Annotated in this window: 15 protein-coding genes; 2 read left to right on the top strand and 13 right to left on the bottom strand. The window is 67.6% G+C overall.

The annotated features are described in order from the left end of the window. Positions 1-6: 6 nt before the first annotated feature. A complete protein-coding gene (locus GNX71_RS30625; RefSeq protein ID WP_206179780.1) occupies positions 7-600 on the bottom strand; it encodes a LemA family protein in 594 nt (197 codons plus the stop codon). Positions 601-652: 52 nt separating this feature from the next. Here GNX71_RS30625 and GNX71_RS30620 point away from each other — a divergent pair, with 52 nt between their 5' ends. After that, on the top strand, positions 653-1405 hold the full coding sequence (locus tag GNX71_RS30620; RefSeq protein ID WP_206175896.1) for a hypothetical protein: 753 nt from the start codon (positions 653-655) through the stop codon (positions 1403-1405). A gap of 4 nt (positions 1406-1409) precedes the next feature. On the opposite strand, the gene GNX71_RS30615 is transcribed toward GNX71_RS30620, so the two are convergent. The 7 genes from GNX71_RS30615 to GNX71_RS30585 all read right to left on the bottom strand — a co-directional run bounded on the left by GNX71_RS30615 (position 1410) and on the right by GNX71_RS30585 (position 8272). Beyond that, positions 1410-2084 (bottom strand): isochorismatase family cysteine hydrolase, encoded by a 675-nt coding sequence (locus GNX71_RS30615; protein WP_206175895.1) that lies wholly within the window; start codon positions 2082-2084, stop codon positions 1410-1412. Beyond that, positions 2081-3013 carry an ABC transporter permease gene (locus tag GNX71_RS30610; protein WP_206175894.1) on the bottom strand — a complete coding sequence of 311 codons (933 nt, stop codon included), beginning with the start codon at positions 3011-3013 and terminating at the stop codon, positions 2081-2083. Before GNX71_RS30610 ends, GNX71_RS30615 begins: the two co-directional genes overlap by 4 nt. After that, a complete protein-coding gene (locus GNX71_RS30605) occupies positions 3010-4164 on the bottom strand; it encodes an ABC transporter permease (RefSeq protein ID WP_206175893.1) in 1155 nt (384 codons plus the stop codon). Before GNX71_RS30605 ends, GNX71_RS30610 begins: the two co-directional genes overlap by 4 nt. Continuing rightward, the gene (locus GNX71_RS30600; protein ID WP_206175892.1) at positions 4157-5689 is read right to left on the bottom strand and encodes an ABC transporter ATP-binding protein; all 1533 of its coding nucleotides are present in this window, start codon (positions 5687-5689) and stop codon (positions 4157-4159) included. Before GNX71_RS30600 ends, GNX71_RS30605 begins: the two co-directional genes overlap by 8 nt. A gap of 15 nt (positions 5690-5704) precedes the next feature. After that, positions 5705-6808 carry a BMP family ABC transporter substrate-binding protein gene (locus tag GNX71_RS30595; protein ID WP_206175891.1) on the bottom strand — a complete coding sequence of 368 codons (1104 nt, stop codon included), beginning with the start codon at positions 6806-6808 and terminating at the stop codon, positions 5705-5707. A 62-nt stretch (positions 6809-6870) separates the two neighbouring features. Then, a complete protein-coding gene (locus tag GNX71_RS30590) occupies positions 6871-7257 on the bottom strand; it encodes a VOC family protein (protein WP_176661882.1) in 387 nt (128 codons plus the stop codon). 13 nt (positions 7258-7270) lie between these two features. Next, positions 7271-8272, bottom strand: coding sequence for an isopenicillin N synthase family oxygenase (locus tag GNX71_RS30585; RefSeq protein ID WP_206175890.1), 1002 nt, complete (start codon positions 8270-8272; stop codon positions 7271-7273). 202 nt (positions 8273-8474) lie between these two features. On the opposite strand from GNX71_RS30585, the gene rutR reads away from it, so the two are divergent. Beyond that, complete coding sequence (gene rutR / locus GNX71_RS30580) at positions 8475-9182, top strand: HTH-type transcriptional regulator RutR (RefSeq protein WP_206175889.1); 708 nt, start codon at positions 8475-8477, stop codon at positions 9180-9182. 1 nt (position 9183) lies between these two features. Here the strand turns inward: rutR and rutF are convergent, their stop codons facing one another. The 5 genes from rutF to rutB are packed head-to-tail and all read right to left on the bottom strand — an operon-like array spanning position 9184 to position 12347. After that, positions 9184-9720, bottom strand: coding sequence for an NADH-dependent FMN reductase RutF (gene rutF, locus GNX71_RS30575; protein WP_206175888.1), 537 nt, complete (start codon positions 9718-9720; stop codon positions 9184-9186). Between the two features lie 17 nt (positions 9721-9737). Continuing rightward, entirely contained in the window at positions 9738-10334 is a 597-nt protein-coding gene (locus tag GNX71_RS30570) for a malonic semialdehyde reductase (RefSeq protein ID WP_206175887.1), read from the bottom strand. Further along, a complete protein-coding gene (gene rutD, locus GNX71_RS30565; protein ID WP_206175886.1) occupies positions 10331-11137 on the bottom strand; it encodes a pyrimidine utilization protein D in 807 nt (268 codons plus the stop codon). Before rutD ends, GNX71_RS30570 begins: the two co-directional genes overlap by 4 nt. Before the next feature lie 5 nt (positions 11138-11142). Then, the gene (rutC, locus tag GNX71_RS30560) at positions 11143-11535 is read right to left on the bottom strand and encodes a pyrimidine utilization protein C (protein ID WP_042577573.1); all 393 of its coding nucleotides are present in this window, start codon (positions 11533-11535) and stop codon (positions 11143-11145) included. Between the two features lie 23 nt (positions 11536-11558). After that, positions 11559-12347 (bottom strand): pyrimidine utilization protein B, encoded by a 789-nt coding sequence (rutB, locus tag GNX71_RS30555; RefSeq protein ID WP_241027093.1) that lies wholly within the window; start codon positions 12345-12347, stop codon positions 11559-11561. Positions 12348-12358 lie beyond the last annotated feature (11 nt).

Genomic DNA, 12358 nt, shown 5'->3' with positions numbered 1-12358 from the left:
CGCGGCTTACTTCTTCGGTGCGCTGAAGTCGACCGTGGGCGGCGTCGAGATCTGCGCTTCGTTCTGCACCGAGAAGTTGGGCTTGGGCGCGTAGCTGAAGATCTTGGCCGTGATGTTGGTGGGGAAGCTGCGCGCGAGCACGTTGTACTCCTGCACGCTCTCGATGTAGCGGTTGCGCGCCACGGTGATGCGGTTCTCGGTGCCTTCGAGCGTGACGCGCAGGTCGCGGAAGGCCTGGTTGGCCTTGAGCTCGGGGTAGCGCTCCGACACCACCATCAGCCGCGACAGGGCCGAGGAGAGTTCGCCCTGCGCCTGCTGGAACTTGTTGAAGGCCTCGGGGTTGTTGAGCGTCTCGGGCGTCACCTGGATCGAGGTGGCCTTGGCGCGCGCCTCGATCACCTTGGTGAGCGTGTCCTGCTCGAAGCTGGCCTCGCCCTTGACGGTGGCCACGATGTTGGGCACGAGGTCGGCGCGCCGCTGGTACTGGTTGAGCACCTCGCTCCAGGCCGATTTGCTGGCCTCGTCGAGGGACTGGAACTGGTTGTAGCCGCATCCGCTCAGGGACACGACCGCCGCGAGAATCAAGAGCCAGCGCTTCATCATCATTTGCATTGCCTCCGCAGAAGAAGCGGAAGGTAGCATAGGTGGCTCCATGACCCTCGATCCCCTACAGGCACTGCAGGCCGCGAACCGCGCGGTATCGCCCGTCACTGCGGCGAACGCCGGCACCTTGCTGATCGCGGGCGCGACAGGCGCCCTGGGGCAGGAGCTGTTGCGAAAGCTGGCCGGCCGCCATCGTTTTGCCCATGCCCGCGTGCTGTCGCGCGAGCCGATCCGCGACGGACTTCGCGGCGTCGAGACGTACCTGAGCCCGGACCTGCCGATCGCGCAATGGCCGCTGACCTCGGCCGACACCGCGGTCATTGCTTTCGATCCGCCGCGGCTTTACCACGACCGCGAGCGCGCGCTGTGGGTGCCGCAGCCTTCCGACCTGCCCGAGCTTGCGAAATGGCTGCGCGCCTGCGGCGTGCAGACGCTGGCCATCGTGCAGCCGCACGACCAGGGCAAGTTGCCCGAGGCGCTCAAGCGCGGGCTCGCGAGCCTGGACGAGCAGTCGGTGGTCGCCAACGGCTTCGACCGCGTGATCCTCGTGCGCTCGGCGCGCAAGCCGCTCAATGCAAAGTTCGCCAACCCCGCCGAGCGGCTCGCCGCCTGGATGCTGTCGGTCGTGCGCTTCATGGTGCCCAGCAGCGAACAGCCGGTGCGCGCGTCCAAGGTGGCCGAGCTGGTCGATGTCGCATTGCGCATCGCACCGCCGGGCGTGCACGTGGCCGCGCCGGAGATGGTGTGGGAGGCCTCGCAGGGTCAGCAGATGCAGTCAGTGGCGCAGCGCTGGCTGAGCTGACGCATCACCCGCGCCACTGGCGCAGCATCTCCGCCGAATCGACCACCAGCCCCAGGTGCAGCGACACCATGGCGAGCGCGGCGCTCTCCAGGTGCGCGTCGGTGCCGCGCACCAGGTCGCGCAGCACGATCACGCGGTAGTTGTGGTTGTTGGCATCGAAGGCGGTGTTGAGCACGCAGCAATCGGTGAAGCCGCCGTCGAGCACCACCGTCTGGATGCGCTGGTTGCGCAGCAGGAAGTCGAGGTCGGTCGGGTAGAAGCCCGACAGCCGGCGCTTGTTTTCCACGCGCATGTCGCCGGGCTCGACGCGCGTGACCCACTCGGTCCAGCGCGAGCCTTCGAGGGCATGCGCGTCGGCGTTGGGAATCGCGCCCACGTGCAGCGGAAAGGTGCGACGCCAGGCGGCCGGAATGCCGTGGATGTCATCCACGCCATCGGGCCGCAGCACCGACTTGATGTGCACGATGCGCACGCCCAGCGCGCGTGCCTCGTCATGGAAGCCGTCGATGGGCGCCACCACGTCGCGCGCACGCGGCGCGGGGCAGGGGCAGTCGGGGCTGTCGTCCAGGTGGCCACGGTGCATGTCGATCGAGAGCACCGCGGTGGTGGCCGGATCGAGGTAGTCGGCGAACTGCGCCGTGTCGAGCTCGCGCTCCTCGTTGTAGACCCAGGCCTTCATCGCCGTTCCTCTCTCACGTAGGGCTGCCCCAGCGCACCGGGCTCGTCGTCGCCGCTGCGCTTGCCGAGCGCGACCCAGATCATCACGCCGAGCGTCACGGCATACGGCGTCATCATCACGAAGTACTGCGGCAGCTGGACGCCGGCGGCGGCCAACTGCGGGATCAGCGCCTCGATGCAGCCGAACAGCATCGCGCCCGCGAGCGCCTTCCACGGCGACCAGCGCGCGAAGATCACGAGGCCCACCGCGATCCAGCCGCGTCCGCCAGTCATGCCTGCGATCCACAGCTTGGTGCTGACCACCGAGATGTAGGCGCCCGCCAGACCCACCAGCGCGGAGCCTGCGAGCACGGCGGCGAAACGCCATGCCGTGACGCGGATGCCGGCGGCGTCGGCCGCCTGCGGGTTCTCGCCCACCGCGCGCAGGCGCAGGCCGGTGGAGGTGCGCGCGAAGAACCAGGCGACGGCACCGAAGATCGGCAGCGTGAGCCACACCATCGCGTTCTGCTCGAACAGCCTGCCCACACCCGGCAGCAGCGACAGCGGCCACAGCGCCATCGTGCCGATGCCTTCGGTGGCGTGATTGGTCCAGTCGGCCATCGAGCCGACCAGCGCGGTGAGTCCCTGGCAGAAGAACACCAGCGCCAGCCCGGCGATCACCTGGTTCACGCGCAGCCAGATCACCATCACGGCGAACAGCACCGAGACGAGGCTGGCCGCGAGCATCGCCAGCACCAGCGACACCGCTGGCTGGCCAAGCGCCAGTTGCGCGCCGATGCCGGCCAGCGCGCCGACCAGCATCAGCCCCTCGGCGCCGAGCGAGAGCACGCCCGCGCGCTCGCAGATGATGAGCCCGAGTGCCGCGAGCGCATAGGGCACCGCGAAGTCGGGGGTGCTGGCAAGCCAGTTGAGAACCACACCGCCACTCATGCCACCGCCTCCCTGCCCACGCGGCGCAGCCGGTGGCGGATGAAGAAATCGCTCGACGCCACGCAGATCACGATCACCGCCTGGATCAGCTGCACCATCGAGAACGGCACCTGGTAGAACACCTGCAGGCTGCGGCCTGTGACGAACAGCGCAGCCACCAGCAGCGCCACTACGGTGGCGGCCAGCGGGTTGTTGCGCGCAAGGAACGCGATCAGGATGCCCGAGAAGCCATAGCCCTGGTAGAAGGCCTGCGTGAGCCGCCCCTCCTGCCCCGCGACCACCGCAAAACCGGCGAGCCCCGCCATCGCGCCCGACAGCAGCACGGCGCCATAGATGGTGCGGCGCACCGGCACGCCGGCCGCATGCGCCACGCGCGGGTTCGCGTCGACAAAACGCAGATAGAGCCCGGCGCGACTCACGCCCACCAGCCACCACGCCAGCAGCGCGACGATGCCCGCGAGCAGGATCGCGCTGCCTACGCCCGCGCCCAGCTCGGGCAGCCGCTCGAAGGCGCGGAACTGCGGCGAGTAGGGGAAGTTGTCCTTCGGGTCCTTCCAGCCGCCGTACACCAGGTGCAGCAGGAAGTTGGCCGCCATGTAGTTGAGCATCAGCGTCGAGATGATCTCGTTCACGCCCAGCTTCAGCTTGAGCCATGCGGGGCCGAGCACCCACAGCAGCCCGCAGCCGATGGCCGCGACGAACATCAGCGGCAGGCGCAGGTTGTCGGGGCCGATCTGCCACATCGAGACGGCGGTCGCGCCGATGGCGCCCCAGATCATCTGGCCCTCGAGTCCGAGGTTCCAGAAGCGCGCTCGGAAGGCCATGGAGCCCGCAAGGCCCACGAGGATCATCGGCGCGGCCTGGAACAGTACGGCGCGGAAATTCTGTCCGTCGAAGAAGGTCTGCATCACGAACTCGTTGGCGAGTTCGTCGGCGGGCACGCCCGCGGCCACGAGGATGGCGGCCGAGATCGCAAGGCCGACCAGCAGCGCGATCCCGAGGATCAGCGCCTGCCAGCGCCAGGCCATGTGCTGGCGGATCTCTAGCGTGTAACGGCGACTGGCGAGGGGCTGGTGCGTGCGCACGGGTTCGGGCGTTTTCATGTCGGTGAGAGCGGGATGCGCCATGGCGGCGAGCGAGGCGTCAGCCATGGTCCACCATCGCCTGTCCGATGGCCTGCCGGGCGGCCGGTTGCGCGAACTCGCCGGCAATGCGTCCACGCGTCATCACGCCCACGCGGTCGGCCAGCTGCAGCACCTCGTCGAGGTCTTCGCTGATCAGCAGCACCGCGGCGCCGCCGTCGCGCGCGGCGCGCAGGCGCGCATGCACCTCGGCGCTGGCACGCACGTCGAGTCCGCGGCTCGGGCTGTGCGCGAGCACCAGCGTTGGCGACTTGCCGAATTCGCGCGCCAGCACCAGCTTCTGCGCGTTGCCACCGGAGAGCAGCGCGGCCTTCTGTTCGACCGAGCGCACGCCCTGCACGTCGAAGGCGCGCACGGCCTCCTGGGTGTCGCTCTGGATCCGGTTGCGGCGCAGATGCCAGACGGGGCCGTATCGGCCGCTGTGCACGCGGCCGATGGCGTAGTTCTCGGCCACCGACAGGCCGCCTGCGAGCGCAAGGCCGTAGCGGTCGGCCGGGATCGCGGCAATGCCGAGGTTGCGGCGCGCCGGCGCTGGCATGGTCTTGAGATTGCCATGCCCTTCCAGATGGATCTCGCCTTCGAGGCTGCCGCCGGCATCGGGCAGGCCCATGATGGCGCCCGCCAGTTCGCTCTGGCCGTTGCCGCCTACCCCGGCAAGGCCATAGATTTCGCCGGCGTGCAGTTCGAGGTCCACGCCGTCGAGCACGCGCAGGCCCTGCGGCGATGCCGACGAGCGCAGCCCGCGCACCGACAGCCGCACTGCACCGCGCGGCGCCTTGGCCGTTCGTGACGAAGGCGCGGCAATGGATTCACCCACCGTGAGCTTCACGAGTTCACTCACTGATGTTGCACTGGGCTCCAGCGTCGCCACCGTGCGACCGCCGCGCATCACCGTCACGCGGTCGGCGTAGGTTTTCACGTCCGCCATCTTGTGCGTGACCAGCACCACGGCAGATCCGCTCCGCGCAAGCCCTTGCACTGTCTGCAACAGGCGTGCGGCTTCCTGGTCGGTCAGCACCGCAGTGGGTTCATCGAGGATCAGGATGCGGGCCCCCGCGAGCAGCACCTTGAGAATTTCGACGCGCTGCTGCTCCGCAATCGAAAGCGCGTCGATGCGTTTCGAAGGATCGATGTCGAAGCCCAGCTCCGATGCCTTGTTGCGGATGTCGCGCGAGATCTCGCGCAGCCGTTCCCCATGGCTCTGGAACTCGGCCGGCGGCGGCGCGGTGAGCAGGATGTTCTGCGCCACCGTGAACGGCCGCACCAGCTTGAAATGCTGGTGGACCATGCCGATGCGGTGCTTCGCCGCATCGCGCGGACCGGCAAGGCGCACCACGTTGTCGTCGACCAGCAGTTGCCCCGCCTCGGGCGCATAGAGTCCGGCCGCGATGTTCATCAGCGACGACTTGCCCGCGCCGTTCTCGCCGAGCAGCGCATGCACCTCGCCCCAGCGCGCGGCGAAGTGGGCGTCGGTCAGCGCCGCGAAACCGTCGAAGGTCTTGCGGATGCCGGTGAGTTCCAGCGCGTTGGGCATGCCGGTCTTTCTCGTTTACTTCTGCGTCACCACGCCCTTGACGAACCAGTCCATCTTCCAGAGGTCGGCATCGGACAGCACCGCGCCCTTGGCCACGCGCTCCTTGCCGTCGCGGTCGGCGAGCGGGCCCGCGTAGATCTGCTTGCCCTTCAGGATGGCTTCGCGCTCTGCAGTGATCGCCGCGGCCTTGTCCTTGGGCACCGCGGGGCCGAAGCCCGCGATGTCGGTGCCGCCGTCCTTCATCTCGATGAAGGCGCCGTATGGCGCGGGCTTCCAGCCGCCGGCCATCACCTTTTTCAGTTCAGGCACGAGGAAGCGGTCCCACACCCACACCGACGAACACAGCGTGGCCTTGGGCGCGAACTGGCGCAGGTCGCGGTGGTGGCCTGTGCCGTACACGCCCCGCTCCTGCGCGACGATCTGCGGCGTGGGGCTGTCGACGTGCTGGCCGATAACGTCGGCGCCCTGGTCGATCAGCGCGGCGGCGGCGGCGCGTTCCTTGATGGGGTCGTTCCACGCGCCGGTGTAGATCACGTTGACGGTGGCATTGGGGTTCATCTTCTGCGCCCCGAGCGCGAAGGCGTTGATGGTCCAGTTCACCACGCCGAAGGGGTTGGCCGCGACGAAGCCGAGCTTGCCGGTCTTCGACGCCGCGCCGGCGGCCATGCCGCACAGGTACTGGCTCTCGTAGGTGCGGCCGTAGAACGATTCGAGGTTGGTGCCGTTGGTGGTGCCCGAGCCGTTGAGGAAGGCCACGTCGGGGTACTTGGCGGCCAGGTCCTTGAAGCTGTCGGAATAACCGAAGGCCGTGCCGATCACGATGTTGGCCCCGCGCTGGATGAACTTCTCGGCCGCGGGCTTGATGGCCGAGGCGTCCTCGGGCACGTTCTCGACGAACTGGATCTTCTGGCCGATTTCCTTTTCGATCTTCACGCGGGCTTCGTCGAAGGCCTGCGTCCAGCCGCCGTCGTTCTTCGGACCGAAGTAGAGCATCGCGATCTTCGGCTTGTCCTTGAGCGTGAAGCCGTCGGCCGCCACCGCGGGCAGCGTGAACAACGCGCCGCCGGCTGCGAGCGTCAGTGCAAGGCCGAGAAAGCCGGTGGTGGGTGTGCGCAGCATGGAGCGACCTTTCATGGGAAGCAGGAAGTGGGACGGAAGAAAAGGGAGAGAGGTCGCGCGCGTCACATCATGAAGTTGATGCGGAACACGTTGCCCTCGGGGTCCAGCAGCACGGACTGGTACCAGTTGTAGTAGGTGACATAGGGCGGCTTCACCAGTGTGGCGCCGGCCTCGAGCGCGACGGGCACCATGCGGTCGACATCGGCCTGGCTGTCGACGTCGATGTTCAGCAGGAACTTCACGCCGCGCGTGTCGGAGAACTCGGCCAGGTGCAGCAGCTCGTAGGCATCGAGCGCGTTGAAGCCCAGGCTCGACTTGCCGGTGTCCAGGCCCCGGAAGATCGGCGAGCGGATCGCCTCGATCTCGGGGAAGCCGAACACGCGCTGGTAGAAACCGCTGAGAGCGACCACGTCCTTGGCGAACACGTTGACGTAGGAGAGATGGGCCATGCCGTGTTCCAGTTCAGGCCGTCGCCTTGGTACCGCCGAAGGTCGTCTGCTTCACGAACTTCGAGGTGAGGTGGTCGCCCGACGAAATGGGCGCGTACTTGGGCGCTTCGCCCGGCGCGAGGCAACTGGGCAGGCACTCGACCATCGCGTCGTAGTTGGGCTGGTGAAAGAACACCAGCGACTGGCGGCGGTTGGTGCTCGCCACCTCGAAGGGCGGATTGACCACGCGGTGCAGCGTGGACACCCACAGGTCGTTGGTCCACTGCATCATGAGATCGGCGATGTTGACGACCATGCCGCCCTCGACCTGCGGCACGTCGACCCACTGGCCGGCCTTGTTGAAGACCTGCAGGCCCTTGTCGTCGGGCAGCACGATCGTGAGGCTGCCGTAGTCGCTGTGCGCGCCCGCGCGCAGCTGGCCCGGCAAGGGCGCTTCGCGCTGCGGCGGATAGCTGAGCACGCGGAACATGCTGATGTGCTCGTCGATCTTGTCGTCGAAGAATGTCTCGGGCAGCTCGAGGCCGAGCGCGAAGATGCGCATCAGCGAACGCGAGAGATCGCTCATCGCCTCGAAGTAGCCTTCGTAGGCTTCGCGAAAGCCCTCGATGGGTGGCCAGCTGTTGGGCTCGAAGTGCGGGCCGGCGGCGGGGCCGTGGTGGTAGTCGTCGTCGGGCACGTTCGATGGGCCGATGGAGAACGACTCCTTCAGGTCACCGGGCGCCGCTTCTTCCAGGCTGTATGACAGGCCCTCTTCGCCGACCGCGCTGTAGCCGCGCACCGCGTCTTCGCGCGGACGGTCGACCTTGCGTTTTTCCGCCAGCGGCATGTTGAAGAATTCGCGCGAGAGCGATGAGACGCGCGACACCAGCTCGGCCGGTATGCCGTGGTTGGTGATGACCAGGAAGCCGATGCTGCGGCAGGCCTCGTCGACTTTCCTGGCGACATCTGCCTTGCCCTCGGCGGTGCCGGCGAAGTAGGGCGCGAGATCGATGATGGGTACGGACAGCAGGGTCATGGGCGGGTCCTCATGCTTGGCATGCCTTTCGCCATGCAACGTCTGTGCCAGTTGGACCAAATGGACAAATCGCATTTGTCGCGTCAGCATGGTGCGCGCCGCGAGGGCCTGAGGGCCGCCGTGGCGCAACGCGATGCACCGCGGCCTTACAGTGGTGCGCCGTTCAGAGAACCTGCAATCCATAGACGAAGAGCGAGGGAAGATGCCGAAGACCAAGGCGCTGGCCGCAGCCAGCAGCACCGACAAGAGCCCGGCGCGCAAGCGCGCGAAACCCGCGGTGCGCAGCGCCTCCGCCGTGAGCCGGCGCCTACGCCAGATCGAGGACAAGCGCAGCGCGATCCTCGGTGCGGCGCTGGGGTTGTTCTCGCGCTTCGGGTTGCACGGCACGTCGATCGACCAGGTGGCGGCGCGCGCCGATGTGTCCAAGAGCAACTTGCTCTATTACTTCGCGAACAAGGAAGAGCTGTACGTCAACGTGCTGCGTGACCTGCTCGCGCTGTGGCTCGAACCGCTGCGCGGCTTCAGTGCCGAGCAGGACCCCAGCGAAGCCATTGGCGACTACATCCGCCGCAAGCTCGTGATCTCGCGCGACCGACCCGATGCGTCGCGCCTGTTCTGTCTTGAAATGATCCAGGGCGCGCCATTGCTGCGCGATGAACTCGACCGCGAACTGCGCACGCTGGTGGAGCGCAAATCGGAGGTGATTCGCGCCTGGGTGGAGGCCGGCAAGCTTGCACCGGTCGACCCGCATCACCTGATCTTCGCGCTGTGGGCGATCACGCAGCACTACGCCGATTTCGGTGTGCAGGTGCATGCGCTGTCGGGGCACACGCTGGACGATGCGGCGTTCTTCGAGCAGACGGTGGAGAACGTGCAGCGCATCGTTCTCCAGGGCATCACCGTGCGTTGATTCAGTGCGGCGGTGCGGCGATCTCGTGATAGCGCCGGTCGAAGTAGATGAGGCTCTGCGCCGCACCGCCAATCGCAATGGCCACCGCTTCGCAGAACAGCACATCGTGCGTGCCGGCACTGGTGGCGCTCACCACGCGACAGTCGAACGACGCTGCCGCATCGTCGAGCACCGGCGAGCCGGTGGCCTTGCGGCTCCAGCGGCCGGCGGCGAAGCGTTCGTCCATCGGTGTCTTGCCGCCGAACAGGCCCGAGAGCGTCTGGTGGCCCGCGGCCAGCACGTTCACGCAGAGCACGCCGTTGGCCGTGAACGCGGGGTACACCGAGGCCGAGCGGTTCAGACACACGAGCAGCATCGGCGGCTCGTCGGTCACGCTGCACACCGCCGAAGCGGTGAAGCCAGCGCGGCCCGCGGGGCCGTCGGTCGTGATGATGTTGACTGCCGCACCCAATCGCGCCATCGCGTTGCGGTAGTCAGCCTTGGGCAACGCCGGCAGCAGGCCGCTCGGCGGGACGGGGGATGCAATGGCGTTCAGCATGGGAGGCTCCTGAAGATTCAGGCCAGCGTGCAGGCTTCGTCGAAGGCCAGGCGCGGCAGGCGGCCGAACACCTTCGACGCATCGCCATGGCCGAGGTTGATGAGGAAGTTGGCGGTCCAGTCTGTGCCTTCGAAGAAGGCGGCATCGACCTTCGCCTTGTCGAAGCCCGACATCGGGCCGGCGTCCAGCCCCACGGCGCGCGCGGCGAGCAGCAGGTAGCCCGCCTGCAGGCTGGCATTGCGGAAGGCGGTTTCGTGCGCGGCCTCGGGGCTGCCGGTGAACCAGCTGCGCGCATCGGCATGCGGGAACAGCGTGGGGAGCTTGTCGTAGAACTTGCGGTCCCATGCGGCGATGACCGTGACCGGCGCGCTCATGGTCTTGTCGAGGTTGCCTTTGGAAAGCGCGGGCGCCAGGCGCTGCTTGCCTTCGGGCGTGCGCACGAACACGAAGCGCGCGGGCGAGCAGTTGGCCGAGGTCGGCCCCAGGCTGGCCAGCGTGTAGATGCGCTGCAGCTGGGCATCGGACACGGGCTCGCCGGTCCAGCCGTTGTGGCTGCGCGCGCGGGTGAAGAGAAGTGCCAGAGCGGCTTCTTCGAGGATCTGCGAGGAGGTCATGCGGGAACGGCGGGTGTGCTGACCCGCGAGAGAAAGTCGAGCAGGCTGCGGTTGAAGACGGCGGCCTCGGTCACGCTGTGTGCATGGCCGCCGTGCGGCATGAAGTCGAGCGTGACGTCGTGCAGGCCGTCGGCCAGGCGTTGCGAACAGGTCCAGGGGACGAGCACGTCGTCCTTGGCGGCTGCAATGAGCGTTGGCACGGTGATGTCGGCAAGGCGCGCATCGATGTCGAATGCACGCAGCGCTGCGATGCGCGCGCGCATGTTGGCTTCGCCGGGGAAATGCGTGAAGGCGTGATCGACTTCGTCGGCCACGCGCTGCGCATGCTCGGCGCACCACGCGGCGGGGTACAGGAAGATCGGCTGTGCTTCCACATACGCGCGCGGACCGAGCGCGCCGAGCAGCGCGAGCCGCGCATCGAAGCAGCGCGCCGAATGCGGGTTCGGCTTGGCCCATGCGTTGACGAGCACCAGGCTCGCCACGCAGTCGGGCGCATCGAGCGCGAGCTGCAGGCCGACCAGTCCGCCGAGCGCATGGCCCACGAAGTGGCACCTTGCCGTGTCGGTGGCATCGAGGATCTCGATGACGTCGAGCGCCATGTCGGCGATGGCGTAGTCGGCGGGCAATGCCTCGGGGCTGCGACCCGTGCCGCGCTGGTCGTAGACGATGACGCGATGGCCGGCCTCGATCAGCGCGCCGAGCTGCGGTTGCCAGAAGTTGGCCGAGCCGCCGAGGCCCGACGACAGCAGCACGGTGGCCGCTGCATCCGACGGCCCGTGCACTTCGTGGTGCAGCGCGGTCATGAGGCTCAGGCCTTCTTGCCGACGTGCGCGATCGATGCAATTTCGATCAGTGCATCGGGCTTCACGAGGCCGCACTGGATGCAGTAGCGCGCGGGCTTGGTGCCGGGAAAGAACTCCGCGTAGACCGCGTTGATCTTCGCGTAGTCGGCCCAGTCCTTGAGCATGATCTGGTTGAAGGTCACGTCGTCCATGGTGCCGCCCGCGGCCTCGACCACGCCCTGGATGGTGGTGAGCACGTGGCGCGCCTGCGCGCTCGCATCGCCGACATGAACCACGTTGTTGTCCTTGTCGAAGGGCAGCGTGCCCGACACATAGAGAACGCCGTCGGCGAGCGTGCCCGGGACGTAGGGGGCGAGCGGCACGCCGGTGCCGGGCGGGATGATGGCTTGCTTGGGCATTCGGGAACTCCTTGAAAAATGAATCAGGCGATGGCCGCTTCGGCCGTTGCGGGTCGAAGGGCGGCTTGCGGCGCGAAGGTGCTGCAGAACTGATCGACCGTGGAGACCCATCCGAAGAAGGTCTCGACGTTGTAGACCGAGGCTTTCTGGATGGCCGCGCCACCCAGTTCGTGCGTCGCGTCTTCGAGCATCACGGCGAAATATTCGAGATGAAAGGCATCGCGCAGCGTCGATTCGACGCACACGTTGGTGGCGATGCCGGTGAACACGAGATGGCGGATGCCGCGTGCGCGCAGGGTGCTGTCGAGCGTGCTGTTGAAGAAGCCGCTGTAGCGCGTCTTGGGCACCACGATGTCGCCGGCCTGCGGCTTCATCTGGTCGATGAGTTCGTAGTCCCAGCCGCCCTTGGCGAGGAACTTGCCCTGCAGCTCGGGCCTGGCGCGCATGGTCTTGAGCGCGTTCGACTTGTGCCAGTTGGGCGAGCCGGGGCCGCCGGCTTCCACGTACGCGGCGTCCCAGCCGTTCTGCAGGAACACGACCAGCATGCCGGCCGCGCGTGCGGCGGCGATGGTGCGCGCGATGTTGGCGATGGTGCCCTGTGCGCCCGAGATGTCGAAACCGGCCGAGTCGACATAGCCGCCGAGTGAGGCGTAGGCGTTCTGCATGTCGACGACGATGAGTGCGGAGTCGGTGGCGTGCAGTGCCAGCGGCTCGGGCCTGGCAGGGAGCACCAGCGGCGCAGGTGCTCCGGGCAGGCGCGGCGCGCCGACGGGCGTGGTCGATGTGAGCGTGGTGTTCTTCGGCGTGGTCATGCGCATCTCCT

The organism is Variovorax sp. RKNM96 (assembly GCF_017161115.1).
Taxonomy (GTDB): Bacteria; Pseudomonadota; Gammaproteobacteria; order Burkholderiales; family Burkholderiaceae_C; genus Variovorax.
Note: the sequence above shows the minus strand (reverse complement) of the source record. Positions and strands in the feature narration are given on the sequence as shown.

Excerpts from the sequence above, each read along its gene's own strand:
- rutB (WP_241027093.1), bottom strand. The coding sequence starts at position 12,347 with ATGACCACGCCGAAGAACACCACGCTCACATCGACCACGCCCGTCGGC.
- GNX71_RS30615 (WP_206175895.1), bottom strand. The coding sequence starts at position 2,084 with ATGAAGGCCTGGGTCTACAACGAGGAGCGCGAGCTCGACACGGCGCAG.
- rutF (WP_206175888.1), bottom strand. The coding sequence starts at position 9,720 with ATGCTGAACGCCATTGCATCCCCCGTCCCGCCGAGCGGCCTGCTGCCG.
- GNX71_RS30590 (WP_176661882.1), bottom strand. The coding sequence starts at position 7,257 with ATGGCCCATCTCTCCTACGTCAACGTGTTCGCCAAGGACGTGGTCGCT.
- GNX71_RS30570 (WP_206175887.1), bottom strand. The coding sequence starts at position 10,334 with ATGACCTCCTCGCAGATCCTCGAAGAAGCCGCTCTGGCACTTCTCTTC.
- rutC (WP_042577573.1), bottom strand. The coding sequence starts at position 11,535 with ATGCCCAAGCAAGCCATCATCCCGCCCGGCACCGGCGTGCCGCTCGCC.
- GNX71_RS30605 (WP_206175893.1), bottom strand. The coding sequence starts at position 4,164 with ATGGCTGACGCCTCGCTCGCCGCCATGGCGCATCCCGCTCTCACCGAC.
- rutR (WP_206175889.1), top strand. The coding sequence starts at position 8,475 with ATGCCGAAGACCAAGGCGCTGGCCGCAGCCAGCAGCACCGACAAGAGC.
- rutD (WP_206175886.1), bottom strand. The coding sequence starts at position 11,137 with ATGACCGCGCTGCACCACGAAGTGCACGGGCCGTCGGATGCAGCGGCC.
- GNX71_RS30625 (WP_206179780.1), bottom strand. The coding sequence starts at position 600 with ATGAAGCGCTGGCTCTTGATTCTCGCGGCGGTCGTGTCCCTGAGCGGA.
- GNX71_RS30620 (WP_206175896.1), top strand. The coding sequence starts at position 653 with ATGACCCTCGATCCCCTACAGGCACTGCAGGCCGCGAACCGCGCGGTA.
- GNX71_RS30595 (WP_206175891.1), bottom strand. The coding sequence starts at position 6,808 with ATGCTGCGCACACCCACCACCGGCTTTCTCGGCCTTGCACTGACGCTC.
- GNX71_RS30585 (WP_206175890.1), bottom strand. The coding sequence starts at position 8,272 with ATGACCCTGCTGTCCGTACCCATCATCGATCTCGCGCCCTACTTCGCC.
- GNX71_RS30610 (WP_206175894.1), bottom strand. The coding sequence starts at position 3,013 with ATGAGTGGCGGTGTGGTTCTCAACTGGCTTGCCAGCACCCCCGACTTC.
- GNX71_RS30600 (WP_206175892.1), bottom strand. The coding sequence starts at position 5,689 with ATGCCCAACGCGCTGGAACTCACCGGCATCCGCAAGACCTTCGACGGT.